The sequence below is a fragment of the Citrobacter sp. A316 genome (assembly GCF_002042945.1).
In the GTDB taxonomy this organism is placed as follows: Bacteria; Pseudomonadota; Gammaproteobacteria; order Enterobacterales; family Enterobacteriaceae; genus Citrobacter; species Citrobacter portucalensis.
Genome location: NZ_MVFZ01000016.1, coordinates 14,689 through 40,001 on the forward strand (window position 1 = coordinate 14,689; position 25,313 = coordinate 40,001).

The 25,313-nt window shown below is 49.7% G+C and carries 22 protein-coding genes; 10 read left to right on the forward strand and 12 right to left on the reverse strand.

Annotation, left to right across the window (positions count from 1 at the left end):
* The first annotated feature begins 8 nt into the window (after positions 1 to 8).
* Both BZK41_RS18520 and BZK41_RS18525 read left to right on the forward strand, forming a co-directional pair.
* Entirely contained in the window at positions 9 to 1,037 is a 1,029-nt protein-coding gene (locus BZK41_RS18520) for a HoxN/HupN/NixA family nickel/cobalt transporter (RefSeq protein WP_079939104.1), read from the forward strand.
* A 14-nt stretch (positions 1,038 to 1,051) separates the two neighbouring features.
* Complete coding sequence (locus BZK41_RS18525; RefSeq protein ID WP_079939105.1) at positions 1,052 to 1,702, forward strand: MgtC/SapB family protein; 651 nt, start codon at positions 1,052 to 1,054, stop codon at positions 1,700 to 1,702.
* A 179-nt stretch (positions 1,703 to 1,881) separates the two neighbouring features.
* On the opposite strand, the gene BZK41_RS18530 is transcribed toward BZK41_RS18525, so the two are convergent.
* The gene (locus BZK41_RS18530) at positions 1,882 to 2,412 is read right to left on the reverse strand and encodes a helix-turn-helix transcriptional regulator (RefSeq protein ID WP_172313233.1); all 531 of its coding nucleotides are present in this window, start codon (positions 2,410 to 2,412) and stop codon (positions 1,882 to 1,884) included.
* A 112-nt stretch (positions 2,413 to 2,524) separates the two neighbouring features.
* Here BZK41_RS18530 and BZK41_RS18535 point away from each other — a divergent pair, with 112 nt between their 5' ends.
* Entirely contained in the window at positions 2,525 to 3,415 is an 891-nt protein-coding gene (locus BZK41_RS18535) for an AraC family transcriptional regulator (RefSeq protein WP_079939107.1), read from the forward strand.
* A 112-nt stretch (positions 3,416 to 3,527) separates the two neighbouring features.
* Complete coding sequence (locus tag BZK41_RS18540; RefSeq protein WP_079939108.1) at positions 3,528 to 4,067, forward strand: DUF2058 domain-containing protein; 540 nt, start codon at positions 3,528 to 3,530, stop codon at positions 4,065 to 4,067.
* Between the two features lie 102 nt (positions 4,068 to 4,169).
* Here BZK41_RS18540 and pgtA read toward each other — a convergent pair whose 3' ends face one another.
* From pgtA to pgtC, 3 genes are read right to left on the reverse strand one after another with little or no spacing between them, the layout of a single operon-like run.
* Complete coding sequence (gene pgtA, locus BZK41_RS18545) at positions 4,170 to 5,417, reverse strand: two-component system response regulator PgtA (protein ID WP_079939109.1); 1,248 nt, start codon at positions 5,415 to 5,417, stop codon at positions 4,170 to 4,172.
* Entirely contained in the window at positions 5,407 to 7,416 is a 2,010-nt protein-coding gene (pgtB, locus tag BZK41_RS18550) for a two-component system sensor histidine kinase PgtB (RefSeq protein WP_079939110.1), read from the reverse strand. The genes pgtA and pgtB overlap by 11 nt, the downstream gene beginning before the upstream one ends.
* A complete protein-coding gene (gene pgtC, locus BZK41_RS18555) occupies positions 7,413 to 8,612 on the reverse strand; it encodes a phosphoglycerate transport regulator PgtC (RefSeq protein WP_139762627.1) in 1,200 nt (399 codons plus the stop codon). The genes pgtB and pgtC overlap by 4 nt, the downstream gene beginning before the upstream one ends.
* A 415-nt stretch (positions 8,613 to 9,027) precedes the next feature.
* On the opposite strand from pgtC, the gene pgtP reads away from it, so the two are divergent.
* The gene (gene pgtP / locus BZK41_RS18565) at positions 9,028 to 10,419 is read left to right on the forward strand and encodes a phosphoglycerate transporter PgtP (RefSeq protein WP_079939112.1); all 1,392 of its coding nucleotides are present in this window, start codon (positions 9,028 to 9,030) and stop codon (positions 10,417 to 10,419) included.
* Positions 10,420 to 10,528: 109 nt separating this feature from the next.
* Here pgtP and BZK41_RS18570 read toward each other — a convergent pair whose 3' ends face one another.
* Complete coding sequence (locus BZK41_RS18570) at positions 10,529 to 10,771, reverse strand: DUF2545 family protein (protein ID WP_079939113.1); 243 nt, start codon at positions 10,769 to 10,771, stop codon at positions 10,529 to 10,531.
* A gap of 440 nt (positions 10,772 to 11,211) precedes the next feature.
* Between BZK41_RS18570 and lpxP the strand changes: the two genes are divergently transcribed.
* Positions 11,212 to 12,132 carry a kdo(2)-lipid IV(A) palmitoleoyltransferase gene (gene lpxP, locus BZK41_RS18575; protein WP_079939114.1) on the forward strand — a complete coding sequence of 307 codons (921 nt, stop codon included), beginning with the start codon at positions 11,212 to 11,214 and terminating at the stop codon, positions 12,130 to 12,132.
* 40 nt (positions 12,133 to 12,172) lie between these two features.
* On the opposite strand, the gene BZK41_RS18580 is transcribed toward lpxP, so the two are convergent.
* A complete protein-coding gene (locus BZK41_RS18580) occupies positions 12,173 to 12,787 on the reverse strand; it encodes a lysozyme inhibitor LprI family protein (RefSeq protein ID WP_079939115.1) in 615 nt (204 codons plus the stop codon).
* 343 nt (positions 12,788 to 13,130) lie between these two features.
* On the opposite strand from BZK41_RS18580, the gene ypdK reads away from it, so the two are divergent.
* A complete protein-coding gene (ypdK, locus tag BZK41_RS27010) occupies positions 13,131 to 13,202 on the forward strand; it encodes a membrane protein YpdK (RefSeq protein WP_010723117.1) in 72 nt (23 codons plus the stop codon).
* Positions 13,203 to 13,267: 65 nt separating this feature from the next.
* Here the strand turns inward: ypdK and alaC are convergent, their stop codons facing one another.
* Complete coding sequence (gene alaC, locus BZK41_RS18585; protein WP_079939116.1) at positions 13,268 to 14,506, reverse strand: alanine transaminase; 1,239 nt, start codon at positions 14,504 to 14,506, stop codon at positions 13,268 to 13,270.
* A 387-nt stretch (positions 14,507 to 14,893) separates the two neighbouring features.
* Between alaC and BZK41_RS18590 the strand changes: the two genes are divergently transcribed.
* The 3 genes from BZK41_RS18590 to BZK41_RS18600 are packed head-to-tail and all read left to right on the forward strand — an operon-like array spanning position 14,894 to position 18,219.
* Positions 14,894 to 16,591 carry a sensor histidine kinase gene (locus BZK41_RS18590; RefSeq protein ID WP_008785387.1) on the forward strand — a complete coding sequence of 566 codons (1,698 nt, stop codon included), beginning with the start codon at positions 14,894 to 14,896 and terminating at the stop codon, positions 16,589 to 16,591.
* Between the two features lie 14 nt (positions 16,592 to 16,605).
* Positions 16,606 to 17,340 (forward strand): two-component system response regulator YpdB, encoded by a 735-nt coding sequence (gene ypdB, locus BZK41_RS18595; protein WP_079939117.1) that lies wholly within the window; start codon positions 16,606 to 16,608, stop codon positions 17,338 to 17,340.
* 15 nt (positions 17,341 to 17,355) lie between these two features.
* Positions 17,356 to 18,219 (forward strand): AraC family transcriptional regulator, encoded by an 864-nt coding sequence (locus tag BZK41_RS18600; RefSeq protein ID WP_079939118.1) that lies wholly within the window; start codon positions 17,356 to 17,358, stop codon positions 18,217 to 18,219.
* A 367-nt stretch (positions 18,220 to 18,586) separates the two neighbouring features.
* On the opposite strand, the gene ptsP is transcribed toward BZK41_RS18600, so the two are convergent.
* Genes ptsP through BZK41_RS18630 form a run of 5 tightly spaced genes read right to left on the reverse strand, consistent with a single transcriptional unit; the run spans position 18,587 to position 24,843 of the window.
* Complete coding sequence (gene ptsP, locus BZK41_RS18610; protein WP_079939119.1) at positions 18,587 to 21,082, reverse strand: phosphoenolpyruvate--protein phosphotransferase; 2,496 nt, start codon at positions 21,080 to 21,082, stop codon at positions 18,587 to 18,589.
* 23 nt (positions 21,083 to 21,105) lie between these two features.
* Positions 21,106 to 22,146: an aminopeptidase gene (ypdE, locus tag BZK41_RS18615; protein WP_079939120.1), complete on the reverse strand. Its 1,041-nt coding sequence runs from the start codon at positions 22,144 to 22,146 to the stop codon at positions 21,106 to 21,108.
* Positions 22,146 to 23,231: an aminopeptidase gene (ypdF, locus tag BZK41_RS18620; protein WP_079939121.1), complete on the reverse strand. Its 1,086-nt coding sequence runs from the start codon at positions 23,229 to 23,231 to the stop codon at positions 22,146 to 22,148. Before ypdF ends, ypdE begins: the two co-directional genes overlap by 1 nt.
* A gap of 17 nt (positions 23,232 to 23,248) precedes the next feature.
* The gene (locus BZK41_RS18625; RefSeq protein ID WP_079939122.1) at positions 23,249 to 24,496 is read right to left on the reverse strand and encodes a PTS fructose transporter subunit IIC; all 1,248 of its coding nucleotides are present in this window, start codon (positions 24,494 to 24,496) and stop codon (positions 23,249 to 23,251) included.
* A gap of 20 nt (positions 24,497 to 24,516) precedes the next feature.
* The gene (locus BZK41_RS18630) at positions 24,517 to 24,843 is read right to left on the reverse strand and encodes a PTS fructose transporter subunit IIB (RefSeq protein ID WP_045445832.1); all 327 of its coding nucleotides are present in this window, start codon (positions 24,841 to 24,843) and stop codon (positions 24,517 to 24,519) included.
* Positions 24,844 to 25,313 lie beyond the last annotated feature (470 nt).

The window sequence follows — 25,313 nt, forward strand, 5'->3', positions numbered from 1 at the left end:
TGGTGAATATGAAAGTATTTAAAATCTTTACTCCAGCGCAACTCTTGCTACTAAGTTTAATTATTATTAACTTATTATCCTGGTGTTGGGCATTTTTAGTATTTAAAGATAGTACCTTTCTTATGGGAATGGCTATACTGGCTTATAGTTTCGGTTTGAGACATGCGGTTGATGCCGACCATATTGTTGCTATCGATAATGTAACGCGCAAACTTATGCAGCAAGGTAAAAAACCAATCGCCGTAGGAACTTACTTTTCCTTAGGTCATTCCACTATCGTGATACTCGCATCAGTCGTTATTGTGGTAACTGCGATGACTTATTCTGACTCACTCGAGAAATTTAGAGAAACAGGCGGACTTATCGGCACTATCGTATCAACCTTGTTCCTGCTTTTATTCGCCTTTCTAAACTTCACAATATTTATTTCAATCTACAAAAAATTTCGTGTCATCCATACGAAAGGTTCATTTTCAGAACAAGAGGCGCAAGAAAATATAAACCATGGCGTTTTATCTCGATTATTTGGCAAGTTATTTAACTTGATCAACAGCAGTAAACAAATGTATTGGATAGGATTGCTTTTTGGTTTGGGATTTGACACTGCTACGGAAATTGGAGTATTAAGCATCAGCGCGATCACGGCAACAAATGGAATCAACATTTGGAATATTATGGTATTTCCAATATTATTTTCCTCAGCAATGATTTTAGTGGATACGCTTGATAATTATTTAATGACTGGAGCCTATGGCTGGGCATTATCAAAGCCATTAAAGAAGCTATACTATAATATGACTATTACTGGAATATCAGTTGTTATCGCTGCTTTTATTGGTAGCGTACAAGCTTTAGGATTGATTAGAGATAAAATGAACTTATCTGGATGGCTATGGAATGGCATCGCGATACTCAGTGATAACCTCACCGATATGGGATTTTGGATTATCGGGATCTTTGTTATTTGTTGGTTATGTTCGGTAAGTTATTACTGGATTAGGGGTTACGACAATTACCCCTCAACTGATTCCAGATAGAGGAGACACTCATTATGAATGAAGAATTTCTTCTACGTCTAATGCTAGCAGCTTTATTAGGTGGCGTAATTGGTCTTGAGCGTCAAATACGCGCCAAAGAAGCTGGTGTACGAACTCATATATTGATTGGTATCGGTAGCGCCATGTTCATGATCGTTTCTAAATACGGTTTCTATGATGTTATAGGGCATGGTCATATTGGATTAGATCCCAGCAGAGTAGCAGCCCAGGTTGTCACCGGCGTTGGATTTCTTGGCGCAGGAAATATTCTGGTTCAAAAACAGACTATCAGAGGATTAACAACAGCTGCGGATGTGTGGGTCACTGCAGCAATTGGCCTGGTCATAGGCAGCGGAATGTATGAAGTTGGTATTGTTGGCGCGGTTATGGCGCTCATCGTACTGGAATTCTTCCGTCAGCTTACCTACCGCTTTTTGAATCACCATTTGCAACTACGCATACGCATTGCGGCTGGTACAGCACAATCTGTCCTGGCCTGGATGACTGAACAGGGATATCGCATGCAATTGCGTTCATTGGCTAATGATGCAACCAATTGCCATATTCTAATGGCAGATTTAGAGGTTACAGAAGCAACCACTGTGATTCAGGTAATTTCTTTACTTAAAGAAAACCCTGCTATTAAAGAGGTTTCTGTGGAGTGACATTAGACCACATAAAATAATCACTTGATTTATTATTGTGTTTGTTCTTTATTTTTAAGAATAGGATTAAACTATAACTTTGAAAGATACAGGTATTGAAAGCTATGCTATACAATACTTGCCTCTTCAGCACTTTAACAATTTAATCCTAATGTCGAAACGAGACATCCTACATCTGGTTATTGTAGATAGCATGAAATTTGATGCCGTACTAAATCACTCATTTTCCTGAGTTTCAGCAACAACATTATATTGTACTTATGACAATAATAAGTCTTCAATGAGATATGCATTTCCTCAGCAATCGAGTAACAGGATTTTTGCTGCAGAATACAGGTAAGAATTTGATGCTGCCGACGAGAAATTGATAATTCTGGAGAAATATCATAGTTTCCATCGCAATTCAGCAAAGTAATAAAATTACACAGCGAAACGTTTCGATTGATAAAAACGACAGGAATATCCCCGAAGCATCTTTTGATCCTGAATGGCGAAAGAATGAAAACCTTAGCAGGTTGAATCCTCTCCAGTTGATAAGCTATACTGGTATAGAAAATGTTGTTATTGAACGTATCAATTATCACTTTTGCATTAAGCTCTTCAATAGTACAAAAGTCTTCTGTATGCTGAATATGGACAATAACATCTTTTTTGATAAGGTGATAAATAGCCTGTAGCAAAATAATATCTTTAGTAAATACCAGAAACACTACCCTCTCCTGCAATACGTCATTTGATTAACAAATCTTATAGTTACTTAACGAAACTATCTATACATCATCGTCTCAAAATCAGTCCATTAGTGACAATATTGGGGAATATATGAATACTTCAGGCTGGTTACTGAAAAGAGGTGAAGCGAAAACATCCGTCTTCCACCTCGGCAGATATTGTAGCGAATGGAAAGCATCAACATACTCCTATGGTGAACCGAGTTTTCATATCGTTTTGGGCGGGGAATGCTGGCTGGATTTGTTCAACCAACAGCCGCGCATCATGCTGGAAAAGGGAGATATTCTCTTCTTTTTTAATAATTTCCCTTTTTACCTCACCTCATCTCCAGATAAAAGTATTGATGACTTACCCCGCAAACAGATGAGTAAAATCGAAGATTTATCTACCGACTCCACCGATCTTCTATGTGGTTTTATCCAACCTAACTCTATTGCCAGTCAATTGCGTTTTGCCTTACTTCCAGATATTTTTCTGATTAAGCAAAAGGACGACGTCAGTAACAAAATACATTCGTTATTTGAATTACTACTGACAGAAGTAAATGCCTCCGCCGATGAAAATAATTGCATTATTGCTCATCTGACCGATGCTATTTTGCACTATGTGGTTAGTGAGTCTACTTCCTTATATGATATTGACATAAATCTTCTGAACGCAGCTAATGATGAGCCGTTAGCAAAATTAATCATTGCTATAATTAAAAACCCACAGTATTCATGGTCACTGGATGATATGGCCCGTTTCGCTTATATGTCACGTTCAACATTCATTCGTCGCATATCGAAAGCGACAAGCTATACACCGAATCTGGTGTTAAGCAAATTAAGAATTTATGTGTCATTAAACCTGCTCAGAAGGGGTATAAAAACAGAGGATATTTACAGCAGCGTCGGGTATGAATCATTGTCTGGATTCTATCAGGCATTCAAACGCGTTATGGGAACTGCGCCAGGAGACTACCTCTCATCTTGCAAATAAAATGATCTGCGGGATAAATGTCAGCTGTCCGGGTAACGCTTACGCATTCTGGCATACCGCCGAACGTTAAGGTTATAATCCTTACAACGATTTTTTTGGATTAGAAGCGATAATGACTAAACTTACCCTACAAGAACAGATGCTTAAAGCGGGTCTGGTCAGCAGCAAAAAAGTGGCGAAAGTGCAGAGAACGGCGAAAAAATCGCGCGTTCAGGCTCGTGAAGCCAGAGAAGCAGTTGAAGAAAATAAAAAAGCACAGGTTGAGCGTGATAAGCAGCTCAGCGAACAGCAGAAGCAGGCCGCATTGTCTAAAGAATACAAAGCGCAGATCAAGCAACTGATTGAGATGAACAAAATCACCATTTCCCGTGGCGATATTGGTTACAACTTCACTGACAATAACCTGATCAAAAAAGTTTATGTTGATAAGGTAACCCAGTCTCAGTTGATCAAGGGCCGTCTGGCCATTGCCCGCCTGACAGCTGAAAGCAGCAGCGAGAGCGAATACGCCATTATCCCGGCTGTTGTCGCCGACAAGATTGCCCAGCGCGATGCAAGCTATATTGTTCTAAATTGCGAACTGAGCCAGGAAGCGAAGGACGAAGACGATCCGTATGCTGATTTTGTCATTCCTGATGATTTGATGTGGTAAGACCCCCCTGATAATCACCCAGAGTTTCGTCGCGTATTTCGGTGAACGCTAGCGCCGCCACCGAAATACCGTCAACCTCTCTTCTTCCCCACACGCCATCTGCTAAAACTTATAGTGTTCCTTGCTCAGTCCGTATTTTCTCATGCGCAAATACAGTTTCTTACGCGGAATTTGTAAATACTCCGCCACTTCATTAATACGGCCCTGATGAATATTAAGCGCTTCGGTGATGATCTGTCGCTCGTACTCGTCAACCCGACGATCGAGCGGTGTCGGTTCAGGCAAATACAGCTGTGGATTCGCGGTTTCAGCCAGTGGCAATAACCCCACGGCAAAAAGTTCGGCGGCATTGGCCAGCTCCCGAACATTGCTTAACCAAACGCGTCGCCGCATTCCTTTTAGTAATTCCCCGTCAACCTCGGGCACTGGATGATTCAGGCGCAGACAGGCTTTCTGCAGATAATGGCGAAACAGCGGCTCAATATCATCCGGGCGCTGAGACAGCGGTTGGCAGCCGATTTGCGTCATTGCGAAACAGTAATAAAGTTCGGCCACAATCTGGTTGGTTGCCGCCAGTTCCACCAACGAAGTGGCGCCAATGCCAATTAAGCGAAACGGACGTCGCTCCTGGCTTTGCAGATGCACCAGCTGGTGCTGCTGTTCGCGCGTCAGGCACTCAATATGGCTCAGAACCAGTGTTCCCCCTTGCGCTTGGGCAATAAGGTCATTGAATTGCACCGCATTCTCTAACGTCAATTCCCCGCGGATAAACGGTCCTTCAGCGCTGCGCCCAAGCTGATGCAAATAACGGGATCCGGTCATACGCCCCGTTCCTGGCTCACCATAAAACCAGACGGCAATATCCGTTTCCGCCAGTTGCCGTAAGCGCTGGCGGTACTGATTAACCCAGTCACTGTAGCCGACCAGTTCAACCTGGAGCTTTTGCTGGCAATAGTGACGACGTGCAATCACTGATTTTCTCTGACGCAACGCATCCTCTACCAACACCAGCAGTTTGCCAGGATCAACCGGTTTTTGCAGAAAGTCCCACGCGCCTTTCTTCACCGCCTCCACCGCCATCGGGACATCGCCATGTCCGGTGATCAACAGGATCGGAAGCTGATTGTCATCCTGATGAAACAACGTCATCAGGTCGATTCCATTACAGCCAGGCATACACACGTCGCTCAGGACAATCCCTGGCCAGTCGGCCTGCAGCCAATTTCGGGCATCAAAAGGGTTACTGCATGCGAATACATGATATCCCTCCTGTTCAAGCAACAGGGTGTAAGCATCGAGAACATCGGCATCATCATCAATAAGCAGAACAGAATATTCATCACTCAACATCGTTTACATCCGTCAGATTAAATTGCAGAACGACGCAGGCATTGCGCCCTGGTGTCGACGCCAGGCGCAGTTCGCCGTTCATTTGCATCATTAACGATACACAAATCGATAAGCCAATACCGAGGCCAACATCCTTACTGGTGGTAAACGGTTTTAACAGTGATGGTAATAATGCCCCAGGCCAGCCGGGGCCGTTATCGCTGATAAATACACACAACCGGCTGTCTTCGGTCTGCCAATGAACCTCTATCTTCGCCGCAACTGGACAGGCATCCAGCGCATTTGCCAGGACGTTTACCAGCACCTGCTGAATACGCACTTCGTCACCGGCCACCCACACGCTTCGGTCGGGGAGTGTCAGCGTACTCTGCTGTGGCTTATGCCGCATAGACAACAGTTCCCAGGCAGCGTTGAACGTTTGTCGGAGATCGACCGGATGCAGAGGCGTGCCAGGCTCGGCCCGGCGCGCAAACTGACGCAGTGAACGGATAATGGCATCGATGCGAGTAATCAGCCCCTCCGCCTTGGTTAATGTGCTTCTGGCCTGAGCGGATTGCCTCTGTTCAATTGCCCTCCCCGCCGTAAACAGGTACATCGACAGCGCATTCAGCGGTTGATTAATCTCGTGCGCCAGAGTGGTCATAGTCTGGCCGACCACCGCCAGTTTTGCCGTCTGGATCAGCTCATCCTGCGTTGCACGAAGATCGGATTCAATCTCTTTACGCTCGGTCACTTCCTGCTCCAGCTGATTTTTTTGCGCACTCAACTGACCCAGAGTATGGCGCAGCAAGCCTGCGATACGCCCCAGTTCATCGCGTCCATATACCGGGATAGAGGCATCCGTTCTGCCAAGACCAATTTGCACCACGGCCTGGTTGAGCGCAGTAAAACGCTTCACCAGACGCGAGCGAATGAAGTAGTGATTAAGCCCCCAGGCGAGAAGTAGCGCCAGCAGCGTCGCCAGCAGGATAAGTCCACCGCTGACGCGAACAATTTGTTCCAGCCGCTGGTTAAACGTCTGCATTTGCTGATGGCTACTCCCCAGTTGCGCTTCCAGCAGTGTTCGAAAGCGCCCAAGCGTAGCCTCTCTGGCATGGCTGGCATCAACCAGCGCTTTTTGCGCTGCGACATAATCTCGCATGGTATCGGGCATTTTATTTTTCATCATCCCGATTTCCAGCAGCTCATCGATTGTTTGTCGCAGTGTGATAGTGCTGGGCCAGTCATCTAGGGTACGGATATTTTCATCCGCCGTTTTCTTCAGATTTTCCAGGTAGCGGATGTGATTCTCCACCAGCATGCCATCGTCGCTACCCGATTTCAGTTCATTGAGTCTGTCGCGTAAATCATCAACGATCTGGTTTTCAATTCTCGCCAGGGTATAGACCTGCTGCTGCTCGTTTTGCACCTCCCGGGCACGTTTGAGATACAGCGCCGCATCACCATTTTTGGCCTCGATTTGATCCAGCAACGTCCCCTGCTGCCAGGTAAAATCCTGCACCAGTGAATTCAGCTCGGTAGTAAAATCATCATGTAGCCAATCAACGCGCGCGGAAAGTTCACTCACTTTTTCGCGAACAAGGAACATGTTGTAGAGCACCCGGTCCAGTTCCGCCATCAGCGCCCGGCTGTCTTGCAAAATCACCGCCAGCTGCTGCTGTTCTGCTGGTTGCAACCCCCGGCTCAGCACTTCAATTTTATCCAGATGCGAGATTATCTGATTGCGCAGTTGCAGCCTTACCGTCGTATTGGGAGCGAGCAGGAATTCATTAAGCTGGTCCACAACCAGGTTAAGATTCCCTTCAATCAAAAAAGCGGAATGCACGCGCGGGAAGTAATCATCAAGTGAATAGCGTATCTGCGAGCTCTGCTCATGCCATGAGTACAAACTGACGCAGCTTACGCTCAACGTCAGTAATGCGCCCGTCAGAAAGGCTCCCCGCAGGCTGCTGCTGATGCTGAGTTGGCGAAGGCGTTGCAGTATCGATCCACCTTTCATTTTAATTCTTCCAGTTTTGATATCGCCCGACGTTGGTTTTTAAGAAACCAGAGTTGCCACTCCATCATCTGCTGTTCGGCAACGCTTTTATTATCAAACTGCGCAAGCCAGGCTTCATCTTCACTACTTTTGGCATCTATCGGAACGCTGGTCAGTAAGGCTCTGATTTCGGGTAGCGGGCGTTTCAGGCGCGCTTCCGCACTGTACAGTGCCCGCCATGCGTCCTTCAGTTGCGCAAGACGAAAACTGATGGCGGTATCAAACATTCGCTGCACTAACTGTTGTCGCTTAAGGATCAGCCGATAATTAAGCGGAGGCTGGTTCATTAAAATAGCCTGCTGAGCAGCGCGGGGATTATCAGATGCGAGCTGTGTTACCGGATATTTCCCCGTATTCGCATCCGCAAGGATCCGCTGTCCCTCCGGGCTTAACAAATAGCGGATAAAACGACGCGCTTCATTGGGATGCTGGCTGTTCCTGAGAACAGCCACATAGGTTGGCGATACCGCCGAGCGTGGGAAATAGGTAAAAGCCAGGTGAGGATCGTTAAGCAACAAGTTGGCGTAATTATCAATGACCGGTCCCGCCACGCCCAGGCCACTCTTAATTTTGTCGGCTACGCCAAAACTGCGGGATGAAATCGTCACCAGATTCCCGGCACTCGCCAGCAGGGTCGCCCAGCCCTCTTGCCACCCTTTTTGCTGTAGCAATGACTCAACCATTAGATGGTTAGTATCCGAACGCGATGGGCTACTCATCAACAGCGCATTCTGGTATTTGGGCAGGGTTAAATCCCCCCAGTCGGAAGGAGGTGACAGATGTCGTGCCGCCAGCGCAGAACGATTAATCAGCAGCCCAAAACCAGATATCGCCACGGCAACGGAGGTCGAACGGATGGATTCTGGCACCAGGCGCTGGCTTTCCGGCAACGCATTGTCGAAGGGCGCCAGCTTCTGATGCTCCTGCAGATGCTGCAACAGCATAGGGGATGAGGTCAAAATCAGATCAACATTTTCCGCATTCGCGGTATCCAGCAGCTGTTCCAGCGAGCTACTGGTCCGGTTTAATGTGCGAATCATCACCGACCCCGGTTCCGTCTGCCAACGCTGAATAATCCAGGCCGTTGCCCCCGGTGAAAAGGTTGTTGCCATTACCAGCTCTTTACCCTGCGCCAGGCAACTCACCGACAGCGCCATAAAACAGAGCGAGATCGCCCAACAACGCCCCCAGCCCAAAAGTCTGTTTGTGATCCCGTTCATAAATACCAACATGTGCAAAAAATAATATTGAGACAAAACTTACCCGTTTATCACCATCAGAGGGAAGAATAAGGTTATTCGTAGAATAACCAAACGGAAAGTGACGGCATCGGTAAAGAATACCCGAAAACGCAGTCTGAATTTGTTAATATCCGCACACGCCGAGGATAAAAGCGTCCGTAAAAGAATAGAATTGAAAACTCACTATTTAAAAAGAGTCAAAATCATCCACGCAATCCACAAATTGTGTCAATAGTGACTCATTTCATCAACTTGAGTTTCTCTGCCGTCTATTTCACTCTTCACTGCGAAAAATCCTGATATTCACATCAATATAAATTTAGGTGATGATATGTTATCAATATTTAAGGCAGGGCCAGCGGCAAATAAAGTCCCGGCGGAGAAAGTTCAGGAAACTTATGGCCGATACCGCATTCAGGCATTACTCAGCGTATTTCTTGGCTATCTCGCGTACTATATTGTGCGCAATAACTTCACGCTCTCAACACCGTACCTGAAGGAGCATCTGGATCTCAGTGCCACGCAAATTGGTCTACTCAGCAGCTGCATGCTTATTGCCTATGGGATCAGTAAAGGCATCATGAGTAGTCTGGCAGACAAGGCCAGCCCTAAGGTCTTTATGGCATGCGGCCTGGTTCTGTGCGCCATCGTAAACGTCGGTTTAGGATTCAGTACCGGATTCTGGATTTTTGCCGCTCTGGTCGTTTTCAATGGCTTGTTCCAGGGAATGGGCGTTGGCCCTTCATTTATTACCATCGCCAACTGGTTTCCGCGTAAAGAACGTGGACGCGTCGGCGCATTCTGGAATATTTCTCACAACGTTGGTGGTGGTATTGTCGCGCCGATTGTTGGTGCCGCCTTTGCCATTTTAGGGAGCGAGCACTGGCAAAGCGCCAGCTATATTGTCCCGGCCGGTGTTGCCGTACTGTTTGCTTTTATTGTGCTGATGCTGGGGAAAGGTTCACCGCGCCAGGAAGGCTTACCGGCTCTGGAACAAATGATGCCGGAAGAAAAAGTCGTATTAAATTCCCGACACGCTGTCCAGGCACCAGAAAATATGAGTGCCTTCCAGATTTTCTGCACCTATGTGCTGCGCAATAAGAATGCCTGGTATGTTTCACTGGTAGATGTCTTCGTCTATATGGTGCGTTTTGGCATGATTAGCTGGTTACCTATTTATCTGTTAACCGAAAAACATTTCTCGAAAGAGCAAATGAGCATCGCTTTTCTGTTTTTTGAATGGGCGGCAATCCCTTCAACATTACTGGCGGGCTGGCTTACCGATAAACTGTTTAAAGGCCGTCGCATGCCGCTGGCCATGATTTGTATGGCGCTGATTTTTGTCTGTTTGATCGGCTACTGGAAAAGTGAATCCCTGTTGATGGTCACTATTTTTGCCGCCATTGTGGGTTGCCTGATCTATGTTCCACAGTTCCTCGCTTCTGTTCAGACGATGGAAATCGTTCCCAGCTTCGCAGTAGGTTCTGCAGTAGGACTACGCGGATTCATGAGCTACATTTTTGGCGCATCGCTGGGAACCAGTCTGTTTGGCGTAATGGTCGACAAAATGGGATGGCACGGCGGCTTCTATCTGCTGATGGGGGGGATTGTGTGCTGCATCCTGTTCTGCTACCTCTCTCATCGCGGTGCGCTGGAACTTGAGCAACAGCGAAAAAATGCTCAGCAAGAGGAAGCATCACTCCAGTTGGCGGATGCCCGGTAATTCATTTCGCTCTCACAACAAAGTGCCAGCGATGCTGGCACTTCAATAAACTCAGATAAATAATAAATAACTCAAGGTGATAATTTATTGCTAAACGTAACATTCCTAATTATTGCTTACCGTCTGCGACCATAAAGCGAATGATCAAACCACATGCCGGGGCAAGAAACAGGAATAATCCAGTTACCATTTCGTCACCATTGGTCAGCCGCATAGTAAAAACGTAAATTAATGCCGTAAGGATGGCCATGCTGAGAAAAGCGCTAATTGACGCCGCAGCGCCTATAACCTGCCAGATATAGCAACTGACGCACAGAATGCTCAGTATGAGAAAGATCCAGAAATAGAGCATAGCGATACCTCCTGTCTGCCGTAAACTTAACGTAAGTCCTTACACTCCCTTAACTTTATATTCTAAGACAATTCCTATCCACATGCAATTTGAGCAACATTTTATTCACAATAATCATTCAATCGCTGACTATTACACTGTTTCTCCGTCGTTTATTTAATCATCATAAAAACAACGAATTATATATAGGCGAAATTTTGCCCTTAATCGCCCTAAAAACATTTACGAATCTTGAGTAATTATTTCTGGCTGACATTAATTTTCGGGTGTACATTGTGCGTCCGATCATTCATGCCCCCTCGTGGTTTTGTCCTGACTCAGTTTTACACTCTTTACAGGAACCAATGTCGTTCATGGCGGCCTAACGATCAGTGCAGAGTGTAAAGCGACAGGCAAAGAATCTTCGCGATACATCTATTTCGTATCAACAACAGGTGCTTATGTTCCCCCAATGTAAATTTTCACGCGCGTTTTTGCATCCGCGCTACTGGCTCACATGGTTTGGTGTTGGTGTGCTCTGGTTACTGGTACAGCTTCCCTATCCCGTATTGTGTTTTCTTGGTACCCGTACAGGAACGCTGGCTCGTCCATTTTTAAAACGCCGTGAATCTATTGCACGTAAAAATCTCGAGCTCTGTTTCCCAAATCTGTCGCAGGAAGAAAGAGACAAACTGGTCGATGAGAACTTTCGTTCGCTCGGCATGGGACTGCTTGAAACAGGTATGGCCTGGTTCTGGCCGGACCGTCGGGTGCGTAAATGGTTTGATGTAGAAGGGCTGGACAACCTGAAGCGCGCTCAGATGCAAAACCGTGGCGTGATGGTCGTTGGCGTACACTTTATGTCGCTCGAGTTGGGTGGTCGCGTAATGGGGCTTTGCCAGCCAATGATGGCAACCTATCGTCCGCACAATAATAAGTTGATGGAGTGGATCCAAACCCGCGGTCGTATGCGTTCCAACAAGGCGATGATCGGCAGAAATAATCTGCGTGGTATTGTCGGCGCCCTAAAAAAAGGTGAGGCAGTATGGTTTGCTCCCGATCAGGACTACGGGCGTAAAGGGAGTTCATTCGCCCCCTTCTTCGCAGTCAAAGACGTGGCGACCACCAACGGTACCTACGTACTGTCACGGTTATCCGGCGCAGCAATGCTGACCGTAACCATGGTGAGAAAAGCAGATAACTCCGGTTACCGCCTGTTCATCACCCCAGAAATGGAAGGTTACCCGGCAGATGAAAGCCAGGCTGCGGCGTATATGAACAAAATTATCGAAAAAGAGATCATGCGTGCACCCGAGCAGTATCTCTGGATCCACCGCCGCTTCAAAACTCGCCCGATGGGTGAAGCTTCGTTGTATATCTAAAAAGAAAGGCCGTAAGGCCTTTCTTTTTTCTGCGGTTGAATTACTTAACGCCCCATTTGCTGTGAAGTTCAGCCATTCGCTCGCTGTAGTTGCGGGCGATGCAGGCTGATTTATCCTGTTCCTTCCAACACTCATTACGCCCCTTCACCCAGCCGCGTTGCTCTGCTTTCAGCGTCGGGTTATTGCTTGATTTAACCAGCGCCTGCTTGTAGGCCCCGTTTAACGCCAAATCCATTTCTGAGAGCGAAGGGCTCTGGCAGATAATCTCTTCGATACTGCCTTTTTCTACCGCAGCGCAGGAAAAAGAGGGTCCAGTGCTGGTCGATTTTTTGGCCCCGGAAAAGTCGGTATTGTCCTCGGGCAGGCAAACGCCATGCTTTCGATTAGGCCCGCTCCAGGAAACATCCGGATTCCCGTCATCTTTACGGGAGATAGAAACGGTATTGTTACCGCTCTTTGCTTCCCAGTAATTTTCATTGAAGGCCTTCACCGTCGCCTTCGTGCCATCAATCCAAACATTGCCTTTACCATCACTATTCACACCACCAATACTTGCGCAGCTGAAATTAAACGCCAACGGTGAGGCCGCCATCGAGGTCAATGGCGTAAAAACGAGTGCTAACATCATTAATCTGGTCATTTTTAACCTTTTCATTATCTCATTCTGCGAAAAATTAACCGCATTAACACCATGGCGATATGAGAATTCTCCGAGTAACCATTCCGTCGCTCAATAGCAATTTATTACCGGCAGAAATCAAACTGTCGCCGAATCACGACAGTTGTAAGTTATTAAAATTAAATAAAAAAATGCCTCTTGTCTCGCCTCATTTTTAGGCGTACATTAGCGCCGTCTGGAGCATTAAAGCTCAGAATTCTGAGGTGATGCAGCCAAGCAAATGAGGGGTATTCTCCCTTTCGTTCGCGTGTGCATCAGCTCTCTGTCAGGTAAGCATATGTTCATTTAGACGTACCCCAGGTACGCGGAGAGATGAAAAGTGAAATATTTCTTTATGGGCATTTCTTTTATGGTCATCGTTTGGGCCGGTACTTTCGCCCTGATGATCTAAATTAAAAGACGCAGCAAAAAAACAGGAGCCATCAGGCTCCTGTTTGCATTTTGGGGGAACATTCGTCAGTCGGTACTTTCAGAAATCGATTTTGCACTGGTCGGTAACAGGCCATCTGCACGGAACATCGCCTTGATGCCACGAATAGCCTGGCGAGTACGGTCACGGTTTTCAATCAACGCAAAACGCACATGCGTATCACCATAATCACCAAACCCAATCCCCGGCGAAACGCATACCTTCGCTTCGTTCAGCAGTTTCTTGGCAAACTCAAGTGACCCCATCCCGGCGTATTGATCTGGAATTTTCGCCCATACGTACATCGAGGCTTTTGGCATCTCGACCATCCAGCCAGCTTCATGCAGTCCTTTGACCAGCACATCACGACGACGTTTATATTGCTCAGCGATATCCCGCACACACTGCTGATCGCCTTCCAGTGCGGCGATAGCCGCAACTTGCAACGGTGTAAAGGTTCCGTAATCGTGATAGCTCTTGATTCGCGCCAGCGCGTTCACCAGCGTTTTGTTGCCCACCATAAATCCGATACGCCATCCCGCCATGTTGTAGCTTTTCGACAGGGTGAAAAATTCAACTGCGACGTCGCGAGCGCCGGGTACCTGCATAATCGATGGCGCTTTCCAGCCGTCATAAACAATATCAGCGTAGGCCAGGTCGTGAACCACCAGCACGTCGTAGCGTTTAGCCAGGGCCACCACTTTCTCAAAGAATTCCAGCTCGACGCACTGCGCGGTCGGGTTGGATGGGAAACCTAAGATCATCATCTTCGGCTTCGGGTAGCTTTCGCGTATTGCGCGTTCCAGCTCATTAAAGAAGTCGACACCTTCAACCAGCGGCACTGAACGCACCTGCGCGCCGGCAATCACCGCGCCGTAGATATGGATGGGATAACTTGGGTTAGGCACGAGGACCGTATCACCGTGATCGAGCGTTGCCAGCATCAGGTGCGCCAGCCCCTCTTTGGAACCGATGGTCACAATGGCTTCGGATTCAGGATCGATCTCAACGTCATAGCGTTCCTGGTACCAGCGGGAAATCGCCCGACGCAAACGCGGAATGCCGCGAGAGGTGGAGTAACCGTGAGTATCCGGGCGCTGCGCCACGGTACACAGTTTTTCGACAATGTGAGGAGGCGTGGCCCCATCCGGGTTCCCCATGCTGAAGTCGATAATATCTTCGCCGCGCCGACGCGCAGCCATCTTCAGTTCAGCCGTGATGTTAAAAACGTACGGGGGAAGGCGATCAATACGCGTAAAGCGACGTTCGGGGCGGGAGTCAGCCATAATATCCTCAGATTAACGTTAGCGCCCGGACCGTCCGAGCGACGCTGCCACGATGGTGGCACGTTTAGAAAATAGCCTGAATAATTTCCTTCTGTCGAGAGGCAAAACAAAATATTTTTTCCTGACAAAAAAGAGGAACAGCATAGTGAAATGAGGAAATATTCATTTTCACAATCCGCTTAAAGTTACCATCATTTAACATTTTGTTGTTAAATACATTACCTTGAATGCAGCGCTGACAGGACAGGTATTGTAAATACAACAATCATGCAACAATCCCCTTTTAATATTATGGTCTTTCCCCATTAGCTCTGAGCTGCGGGGATGCTGGTCATCCTGCCTCAGGTTACCTATCATAGTGGTTTAACCCTTGCGCAAGAGTCACCCGTGCACGAAATATTCAACATGCTGCTGGCGGTATTTGACCGGGCAGCACTGATGCTGTTCTGTCTGTTTTTCCTGATTCGTATCCGCCTGTTTCGCGAACTGTTGCATAAGTCAGCCCACTCCCCAAAAGAGCTGCTCGCCGTTACCGCGATTTTCTCCATGTTTGCCCTGTTCAGTACCTGGTCAGGCGTACCGGTAGAAGGTTCTCTGGTCAACGTGCGTATTATCGCGGTCATGTCAGGAGGGATACTGTTCGGTCCATGGGTTGGCATTATTACGGGGCTGATCGCCGGCACCCACCGTTACCTGATCGATATTGGCGGCGTAACTGCCCTACCCTGCTTTATTACCAGCATTCTGGCTGGCTGCATTGCCGGGTGGATCAACCGTAAGATCCCCAAAGCGCAGCACTGGCGCGCGGGTATTTTAGGCGGAATGCTGTGCGAATCACTGACCATGATCCTCGTCGTCGCCTGGGCGCCCACCACCGAACTGGGGTTGGATATTGTCTCAAAAATCGGTATCCCAATGATCCTCGGCAGCGTCTGTATTGGCTTTATTGTGATGCTGGTACAAAGCGTTGAAGGTGAGAAAGAAGCCAGCGCTGCAAAACAGGCCAAGCTGGCGCTGGATATCGCCAACAAAACGCTGCCGCTCTTTCGCCAGGTCAACAGCGAGTCGTTACGTCAGGTGTGCGAAATTATTCGCCACGATATCCACGCTGACGCGGTTGCCATCACCAATACCCAGCACGTTCTGGCCTATGTTGGCGTCGGGGAGATCAACTACCGCGATAACGATGACTTCGTCAGCCCCACCACGCAGGAAGCCATAAATCACGGTAAAATCATCATAAAAAACAATGATGAAGCGCATCGCACCCCGGAAATTCACTCTATGTTGGTGATCCCGCTTTGGGAGAAAGGCGTCGTGACCGGCACGCTGAAGATCTACTACTGTCACGCTCATCAAATCACTTCCTCGTTACAGGAAATGGCGATCGGTCTGTCGCAGATCATCTCCACTCAGCTTGAAGTCTCCCGCGCAGAGCAACTACGAGAAATGGCAAATAAGGCAGAGCTACGCGCGCTACAAAGCAAAATAAATCCCCATTTTCTGTTTAACGCTCTGAACGCGATTTCATCGTCGGTGCGGCTTAACCCGGACACCGCACGTCAGCTCATTTTTAATTTGTCGCGCTATCTTCGCTATAATATTGAATTAAAAGACGATGAGCAGATCGACATCAAGAAAGAGCTGTATCAAATCAAGGATTACATCACCATCGAACAGGCCCGCTTTGGCGACAAGCTGACGGTTATTTATGATATCGATGAAGAGGTAAGCTGTTTTATTCCCAGCCTGCTGATTCAGCCGTTGGTAGAGAACGCTATCGTCCATGGGATCCAGCCCTGCAAAGGGAAAGGCGTGGTCACCATCAGCGTTGCGGAGTGCGGTAACCGGGTACGGATTGCCGTGCGAGATACGGGTCACGGTATCGACCCAAAGGTGATTGAACGGGTCGAGTCCAATGAAATGCCGGGCAATAAAATTGGTCTGTTGAATGTGCACCATCGCGTTAAGCTGCTCTACGGTGAGGGATTACATATCCGCCGTCTGGAGCCAGGCACAGAGATTGCCTTTTATGTACCTAATGTGCACTCGCCCGCTGCCGCGCCAACCACATTATTGCTTTAACCAGGAGTGAAGTCGTGAAAGTCATCATTGTTGAAGATGAATTCCTGGCCCAACAGGAACTGAGCTGGCTGATAAAAGAGCACAGCCAGATGGAAATTGTCGGCACGTTTGACGACGGTCTGGATGTGCTGAAATATCTCCAGCACAACCGCGTTGACGCCATTTTTCTGGATATTAATATCCCCTCGCTGGACGGCGTATTGCTGGCACAAAATATCAGCCAGTTCGCGCATAAACCCTTTATTGTGTTTATTACCGCATGGAAAGAGCACGCCGTCGAAGCCTTCGAACTGGAAGCTTTTGACTACATTCTGAAGCCGTACCAGGAATCACGCATTGTCAGCATGCTGCAAAAGCTGGAAGCCGCCTGGCAGCAACAGCAAACGGGAACGTCCCCTGTAAGTCCGGTGACCCGCGAAAACGATACGATCAATCTGATCAAAGATGAGCGGATCATCGTGACCCCAATCAACGACATCTATTACGCTGAAGCGCATGAAAAGATGACGTTCGTCTATACGCGACGAGAATCATATGTCATGCCGATGAACATCAGCGAATTTTGCAGCAAACTGCCGGCTTCGCATTTCTTCCGCTGCCACCGCTCGTTCTGCGTAAATCTGAATAAAATCCGCGAGATCGAACCCTGGTTTAACAACACTTATATTCTGCGTTTAAAGGATCTGGAATTTGAAATCCCTGTTAGTCGGAGTAAAGTGAAAGAGTTCAGACAGTTAATGCACTTATAGCGCAGAGAAAGAACGATGAAAGAGCCAGGCCTACCCGCAGACCAACAGTTTTTCGCCGATCTGTTCAGCGGCCTGGTGTTAAACCCACAGCGTCTGGGGCGCGTGTGGTTCGCAACCCAGCCCACCACGCTACCGACCGGTAGTTTATGTATTGACCTCCCGCGCCTCGATATCGTGCTACGTGGGGAATACAGCAACCGGCTGGAAAAACAGCAGCATAGTCTGCCAGAAGGAGAGATGCTGTTTATCCCGGCGAAAGCGGCCAATCTGCCAGGTAGCGATAAACCCGTAATGCTACTAAGCCTGGTGTTTTCTCCGGCATGGCTGGGACTCTCTTTTTACGATAACCGAACCGCATCTCTGTTACGTCCAGTTCGCCGTATTGAGCTACCGCATCCGCAGCGCGGCGAAGGCGAGGCGATGCTCACCGCATTAACCCATTTAAGCCGCTCTCCTCAGGCCCAGGATATTATTCAGCCTCTGGTGCTTAGCCTGCTGCATCTGTGTCGTAGTGTGGTCAATACCCGCCCTGACGCAGAGCGTCCGCGCGCTGAATTTCTCTATCACAGTATGTGTAATTGGGTACAGGATAACTATGCTCAACCGCTGACCCGGGAAAGCGTGGCGCAGTTTTTTAATATCACACCCAATCACCTGTCAAAAGTGTTTGCCCAGCACGGCACCATGGGGTTCGTCGAGTATCTGCGGTGGGTCAGAATGGCGAAGGCGCGCATCATCTTACAGAAATACCATCTGTCGATTAGCGAAGTCGCACAACGGTGTGGATATCAGGACAGTGATTATTTCTGCCGCCTGTTCCGACGTCAGTTTGGCCTGACGCCCGGAGAGTACGGCGCACGCTTTCAGTCAGCGCGTTAAGTGAGACAACACCAACGCTGTTAGTCATATCCCTTTGCTTCGTTGTAAAATAGCGGCCTTTAGCCAAATCCTACTGGCTTACTCGATAAAGTGAATATGCGATGAAAAACAGACGTGCACTCTCCCTGATGTGTTTTCAAATGCTGGAATCAGGTGCGGATCGTCAGACCGTGAAAAGAGCCCTCACCTCCCGCCGTGTTAAAGGTCGCCAGGCGGTGGTTCTGCTCTGCAAGCAAGAGATGAAACTGTTAAGAGCCGGGAAACTACCAGGGCACAACGCACCGCATTGATGATTTCACTTTTCGGTAGCGTTTACCCAGCCTGCAACCACAACGCCACAGGCTGGATAGCGTTCTTTCAGTGAAGCTTAAAACGTCAGTTCCGCCTCCAGCAGCGCCAGAATACCATCGGCATCTTCAGCGGCAAACAACGACTGGCGGAACTGCTTATTCACCAGCTTACGCGCCAGCTGCGAGAAGACCTTCACGTGGTTAATGCCTTCATCGGCACCCAGCGTCAGCATGATAACCAGTTCCACCTCGCCCATCTCAGACTGCCAGTCAACGGGCTGAGCAAGCCGGGCAATGCTGATGCTGGAATGGCGGATCCACTGGGATTTCGTGTGCGGAATTGCCACCCCAAAACCGACGGCAGTGGTAACTATCTCTTCACGCTGCCAGACATCCTCTTCCAGTTCAAACGGATGTTCAGTGCGTCCGTTTACCCCAAGATTACCGCACAGAAACTGGATCACCTGCTCTTTGTTGCTCAGAGACTCACCAACAAAGATATTCTCCAGCGCCAGCAGCGGACGCACATCTTTCTGCGGTGCAAACTGATTCAGCAGATCTTCAATCTCCTGAGCGCTACGGCACTCGCAGGCCTGCATAGCGAGTTCGCGGCATGCCTGGCTGTTCAGTTGACGAAGCTGACTTTTTACCGCCGGAATACGTGGACTACTCATACTTAGCTCATCGAGTCCTAAACCCAGAAGCAAAGGTAAATAGCGTCCTTCGCCGCCCAGTTCTCCACAAATCCCCACCCATTTACCGCGTTCGTGCGCCACGCGAACAATTTGCTGCAACATACGCAGGAACGACGGCGTAATCGGGTTGTACAGCGGTGAAACGCGTGGATTATTGCGATCGACGGCGTACAGGTACTGGGTCATGTCGTTTGAACCAATACTGAAGAAATCCACCTCGTCGCAGAAATGGTCGATGATGTAACACACCGAAGGGACTTCAACCATAATCCCCAATGAGATTGTCGGCGCATGACGTAAACCGTCCGCTTTCAGCGCCACCAGCGCTTTTTGCAGTTCGCTTTTTACCCACAAAATCTGGTCAAGGCTGTGCACCATCGGGATCATCAGCTGTGCGTTACCGAAGGTCGCCGCACGTAGGATGGCACGCAGTTGGGTACGAAACAGTCCGGCAAACTCCGGATAAATCCGCACCGCACGGTAGCCGAGGAACGGGTTATCTTCCTGCGGAATATTGAGGTAGCGGATATTCTTATCACCACCGATATCCATGGTGCGAAAGATAACCGGCTTGTCGCCTGCGGCCAATAAAACCTGCTGGTAAGCTTCAAACTGTTCCTGCTCGTCAGGAGCGCTGTCGCGGTCCATAAACAGCATTTCAGTACGAAACAGCCCAATCCCTTCCGCACCATTGGCAAATGCACCCGGCGCTTCGAGCGCGGTGCCGATATTAGCCGCAACATCAATACGCTGATTATCTTTGGTCAACGCGGGCTGGGCGGCATCAAGCGCCTGCCGCCGCTGGCATTCATCGGCCAGCTTCTGCGCAATCGCGTAATAGCCGCGAACCGCATCGTCCGGATTGATGGCCAGTCCCCCACAGCGAGCATCCAGTACCGCAGGCTGCCCTGCATAGCGGCTAATAGCCTCCAGCGGCAAGCCGCTAAGCACCGGAATAGCGGATGCGCGAGCGAGAATCAGGGTATGCGAGGTACGCCCTGTTTTCTCCAGGATCATGCCAGACAGATGCTGCAAATCGAGGCTTAAAAACTGGCTGGGCGTCAAATCCTCAGCGACCAGAATCGTCGGCTTATTCAGCACCAGCGCATTACGCGGGCGTCTTTCAGGCCAGGTGATGTGCAGCAGCTGTTCGCTGATATCACGGATGTCGCTGACACGCTCGCGCAGATAATCGCTACCGGAGGCCAACAGCTTATCGCACACCTGTTCCATATTGGCGACGATTGCGGCCCCCAGCCCCAGATGCTGTTCCAGCATTAAGCGGCGAATATTCCCGGCAAACTCGTCGTCCTGAATCAGAGACAGATGCGCGCTGAGGATGGTTTTACTCTCGCCGTCACGCTCGCGCAGCTGTTGATTGAGCTGTTCGGCAAGCGTCGCCAGACTGTGTTCCAGCCGGGTGTTGTCTTCCGCACTCGCTGCAATAGCGCGATAGCTTTCCAGATTATCGCTCTGCCAAAGCGTGAGCGTACCTGCCCCCACGCCCCCTGCCAGCACAGTGCCATAAAGAAGGTCTGGATTGAGACGAATCAGCGAACGAGGCAACGGATGTGCCGCCAGTTCCTCCGGAGTCGGTTGAACACTATCGCTGTCAATAAACCGGTGCTGGAGATACTCCTCCAGCGCTCGCCGAGCCTGTTCTTCATCGCGACCGGTGATGGTTAAGCTGCAGCTGTCGTTAAACAGCGTCCCAGTGCCAATCAGCGCCAACGAGCTTTTCGCATCCGCCTTCGCATTCTGGCGATGGTTAATAAATATCACCTCACTTTGCCACTGGCTACACTGCTCTTTCAGCTCCCACGCCGGACGAGCATGCAGACCATTGGGTAACGGGCAAAGAAATTGAATCGTTAGCATAACAACTCCTGATTAGCGCGAAATCAGCACCTGAAATCCGTCAGATGAGCCACGGTTTCGCGCGTAAGATGTGAAATAAGAGCCGACAACAACTGCTGGGTCTGAATGATGTCACGACAGTCAGCAATCGATGCCGCGCAGTGCCCATGCCGCGTGGCGGGCCCCATGACAACCGTAGGGAGCCCCGTGCCGCTTACGTGCACAGCCCCACCGTCGGTGCCGCCGTTACTGAACATGTCGAGCTGCAAGGAAATCCCCGCATCAGCAGCCACGCTTTCCACCCACGCCGTCAGCTTTGGTGGTGCAATCAGCGATTTATCGCTTAACACCAGCATTGGGCCTTTACCAGGCTGCCGATGGTTGGCCGCACCATAATCAAAGTTTTTGGCCCAACAGGCAGTATCCAGCACGATCGCCACATCCGGTGCAATTGCCCGTGCTGCTGTTTGTCCTCCGCGCAGTCCCACTTCTTCACTGGAACTGGCTACCAACCAGACCTCACAAGGGAGAGTTGCGTCATGCCATTCGCGCAGTAGCGCCACCAGCAAATAACATCCAAGTCGGTCATCAAAGGCTTTGCCCATGACTCGCTGATGCGGCAAAACCTGAAAAGTTGTGTCAAAGGTGACGCGATCGCCAGGACGTACGCCAGCCTGAAGTACCTCGTCATAAGATCGCGCGCCAATGTCTACCCGCAGGGCGCTGACCTCATTACCGCTTCGCTCTCCATCAAGCAAACCGGGAATTTTGCTCTCTTCACGGGTGGTAATCCGCACCGGCTGCAATTGTCTGGCCGCCATACGCACATTTCCCACCGGCAATACATCGATCGCTCCTTCGCTGGAAATGCTGCGTACGATAAATCCCACTTCATCCATATGCGCGCAGATCATCACCTTCGGACCGGTTGATTCATTCAGACGGATCAGCACCGATCCCAGGCCATCAAAACGCACCTCTTTATGCAGACGATCCGCCTCTTCAAGCAGGATCTGACGCACTTCTTGTTCTGAAGAAGCGATCGCATCCGCCTCGCTCAGCGCTTTCAGTAGCGATAAGTCCATTACGCCTCTCCCGTGTGTAACAATGTTTTCGCCATGGTGTAGAGCACCTCTCCGCCGTCTGGCGTAACCAGCACCACATCCTCAATACGTACTCCACCCTGCCCCGGCAGATAAATACCCGGCTCAACGGTGAGCAGCATGCCAGCCGCCAGAGTCGTTGTGTCATCAGGGGAAAAACGTGGGTTTTCATGCACCTCAATGCCAATAGCGTGTCCGGTATTGTGGCCAAATGCATCGCCATAGCCCGCCTGCGTAATAACCCGCCTGGCTGCGGCATCCACCTCATTGCAACGCGCCCCTGGTCGAATAGCCAACACCGCTGCACGCTGCGCCGCCAGGACAATCTGATACACGGAAAACAGCACGCTTTCTTCCGCTGGCAGGTTGGCATCGGGGATGCGAAAGGTTCGCGTCATATCCGAACAATAGCCCTGATACTGTGCGCCAAAGTCCAGCGTGATAAACTCACCCGCCTCAACACGTTTGTCGCTGGCTTTGCCGTGTGGCAGCGCACCGCGCCAGCCGCTGGCGACAATGGTGTCAAAAGAGGCTTTGTCTGCGCCGAGCGTGCGCATAAACCACTCCAGTTCAGCGGCAATTTCGCGCTCACTGAGACCAGGTTGAATAAAGCGGCGTATATGTTCAGCGCTAAGGTCGGCTATCCGACAGGCTTCGCGGATGCAGGCTATCTCCTGCGCCGTTTTCACCTGCCGGAGTACGTCCGGCACGGCGCTCACTAATCGGGCGCACAGTTTGCCCGACCACGCATTCGCCGTTTCCCAGCTTACCTGCTCACCTTCGAATCCCACCGTCTGCAGCTTTTCGTTCGCAATAATGTGATTCACCTGCGAATACAGCGTCTGTGTTCCATCGAGTAGATGGATCTGATAGCCCTGAGTACGCGTGGCGACATCGGTGTAGTAACGGGCATCGACCAGGATATGCGCACTTTTGTGGCTGATAAACACAAACCCTGAACTGCTGGAAATCCCCATATGCGGCTGTTTGTTCTGCCGCGATGACAGCAGCATCGCATCAAGATGTTGCGCCGTTAGCCAGTCGCGCAGCGAGGCAAGTAAGCTCATGGTCACAATCCTTTTAATCAGAGACTTTCAATCAGCAATTTGCCTTTGCGATACATCATGTTGCGCAGGAACACCACCATCAGCGCCGTAATCACCGCGCCTAACAGGATCCCCGCCATATAGACGCCGAGGTTAGTAACCAGCGGCCATGCCCAGATAGCCGATTCCGGGAACCACTGCACCGCGCCCAGCCAGACGGCAGCCGTCGATCCGACAATGGCACCAACCATATAGGAAGGAATTGCCGTGATGGGGCTTTCCAGCGCAAATGGGATCGCCCCTTCGCTGATGCCCATAAACGCAAGGAACATCGCCGTTTTTCCCTGCGGGTAGAGCTGTGCGCTGAACAGACGTTTACCGGTTAAGCGACGATCAATAAGCGTGGCCAGCCCAAGACCAATCGGAGGAATGACAATCGCAATAGAACGCGCGGTAACCGGTAGAACGTGATCGGTGGTAAAGCTGAAGGCGACAAAACCTGCTGCTTTATTGATTGGGCCACCAAGGTCAATCGCCGTTGCCGCGGAAATACCCATCGCATACATCAGGGTGCCTTTCTCGCCAGCCGCCGTCAGCAGAGTACGGATCCCGCCGTTGATCCAGCCACCAAACGGCGTGATCACGTAGTACATCGCCAGCATGACGAAAATGGCGGAAAGAATGGGCAGTAAAAAAGTGGTTTTGAACGCCAGCAGGAAATCAGGCAGCTGGATTTTTTGGTTCATCCACTTCACCAGATACCCGGCGACAATCGAGATAATCAGCGCGCCAATAAAGGTTGACGGTACGGGAGCACTGGTTGCCCATTGCAGCGTCGCGGGGTCAAAATTCAGCATCTGCGTGGGCTGAGTAGACATTAGCCCGCCGATGAACCCCGCCGGAAATGCCAGCTTGCCGCCGATAGAATTAGCGACAAACGCGGCAAACATCGGGATAGCAAAGCCAAACAGCACGCCGCCAAAAGATTGCGACAGCCAGGCAAACTTCAGCAATGAGAGATTAAAACCAGTAAATTTTCCGCTGTTCAGCGCATCCATGATGCCTGTGTCAGCAGGAATATCGAGCCAGCTATAGGCGATCAGTTGCGAGAAGGCGAGAATGACCCCGCCCATAATTAACGTCGGCACCATGCGTGAAATACCCGACATCACATGTTGCGGAAGTTCGCCCCAGAAGCTATTGCGGGAGGCCGGTGGATTTTTTATTGCCGCTGCCGCACCAGATGCGCCAGGCACAACGGTTGCACTGCGTTTTTTAATGGCCATACGTAATTCCCTGTCGATGATTATTGTTGTTCAGCGGCAACCATCTCTTCGATCTCTTTAATGATGCCGGCCGCATTTTTTATCGCGTCCTGTAACGTAATTTCGTAGACGTCACGCGTCTCAAAACGCTCGTTATCTTCCGGAGTAACAGCCACAGAGTGGATGATTAACGTCGCCTCAGCGATATCCTGCGCCGTCAGACGATTTTGAATTCCGTCCGCGCCCTGAGTTTCAATTTTCACTTCATAACCCGCTTCAACAGCCGCTTCTTCCAGCGCCTGAGCCGCCATAAAGGTGTGAGCCAGGCCCATTGGGCACGCGCAGACGGCAATCAGTTTTTTGCTCATAATCATTTCCTCGTAATAGTTAACGAGTGAAATTATGGTCCGAGGAAAGTAACAACCGTTATCAGACAAATAATGCTTTTACTGGACAATTAATCCCGTCATTCGGAAATGTGACGAAGGTCGGAAAGGTAGGCGGCAGGCATAAAAAAACCGCGTCAGGAGCGTAATGCTTGCCAGTTAAGCATTATGGAGAACATGTGATTCCGAGTCAGGATTCCGTTCACTTCAGCTTTGAACTTTTCTGAAGCACAGGTACCTGTGAACGTGCAAGGGAGGCTCACCGCCGCCTCCCTTGCAACCCAGGCTCCCGGCGGGATTGTTAAGGGTACGGCGATAGTACCCTTAACACGTTCACTGGGAGTATCGTTTCAGAGAAGTGAAAAACATAAGGTGAACGTAACAAATACCGGGGGCAACAAATTCATTACCTCCGGATATGCCGCTTTTAGGTATCGTTACAACTATTGCTC

What these genes read in the sequence shown, in the direction of transcription:
- BZK41_RS18520 (WP_079939104.1), top strand. Translation starts at nt 9, where the DNA reads ATGAAAGTATTTAAAATCTTTACTCCAGCGCAACTCTTGCTACTAAGT.
- BZK41_RS18525 (WP_079939105.1), top strand. Translation starts at nt 1,052, where the DNA reads ATGAATGAAGAATTTCTTCTACGTCTAATGCTAGCAGCTTTATTAGGT.
- BZK41_RS18535 (WP_079939107.1), top strand. Translation starts at nt 2,525, where the DNA reads ATGAATACTTCAGGCTGGTTACTGAAAAGAGGTGAAGCGAAAACATCC.
- BZK41_RS18540 (WP_079939108.1), top strand. Translation starts at nt 3,528, where the DNA reads ATGACTAAACTTACCCTACAAGAACAGATGCTTAAAGCGGGTCTGGTC.
- pgtA (WP_079939109.1), bottom strand. Translation starts at nt 5,417, where the DNA reads ATGTTGAGTGATGAATATTCTGTTCTGCTTATTGATGATGATGCCGAT.
- pgtB (WP_079939110.1), bottom strand. Translation starts at nt 7,416, where the DNA reads ATGAAAGGTGGATCGATACTGCAACGCCTTCGCCAACTCAGCATCAGC.
- pgtC (WP_139762627.1), bottom strand. Translation starts at nt 8,612, where the DNA reads ATGGCGCTGTCGGTGAGTTGCCTGGCGCAGGGTAAAGAGCTGGTAATG.
- pgtP (WP_079939112.1), top strand. Translation starts at nt 9,028, where the DNA reads ATGTTATCAATATTTAAGGCAGGGCCAGCGGCAAATAAAGTCCCGGCG.
- BZK41_RS18570 (WP_079939113.1), bottom strand. Translation starts at nt 10,771, where the DNA reads ATGCTCTATTTCTGGATCTTTCTCATACTGAGCATTCTGTGCGTCAGT.
- lpxP (WP_079939114.1), top strand. Translation starts at nt 11,212, where the DNA reads ATGTTCCCCCAATGTAAATTTTCACGCGCGTTTTTGCATCCGCGCTAC.
- BZK41_RS18580 (WP_079939115.1), bottom strand. Translation starts at nt 12,787, where the DNA reads ATGAAAAGGTTAAAAATGACCAGATTAATGATGTTAGCACTCGTTTTT.
- alaC (WP_079939116.1), bottom strand. Translation starts at nt 14,506, where the DNA reads ATGGCTGACTCCCGCCCCGAACGTCGCTTTACGCGTATTGATCGCCTT.
- BZK41_RS18600 (WP_079939118.1), top strand. Translation starts at nt 17,356, where the DNA reads ATGAAAGAGCCAGGCCTACCCGCAGACCAACAGTTTTTCGCCGATCTG.
- ptsP (WP_079939119.1), bottom strand. Translation starts at nt 21,082, where the DNA reads ATGCTAACGATTCAATTTCTTTGCCCGTTACCCAATGGTCTGCATGCT.
- ypdE (WP_079939120.1), bottom strand. Translation starts at nt 22,146, where the DNA reads ATGGACTTATCGCTACTGAAAGCGCTGAGCGAGGCGGATGCGATCGCT.
- ypdF (WP_079939121.1), bottom strand. Translation starts at nt 23,231, where the DNA reads ATGAGCTTACTTGCCTCGCTGCGCGACTGGCTAACGGCGCAACATCTT.
- BZK41_RS18625 (WP_079939122.1), bottom strand. Translation starts at nt 24,496, where the DNA reads ATGGCCATTAAAAAACGCAGTGCAACCGTTGTGCCTGGCGCATCTGGT.
- BZK41_RS18630 (WP_045445832.1), bottom strand. Translation starts at nt 24,843, where the DNA reads ATGAGCAAAAAACTGATTGCCGTCTGCGCGTGCCCAATGGGCCTGGCT.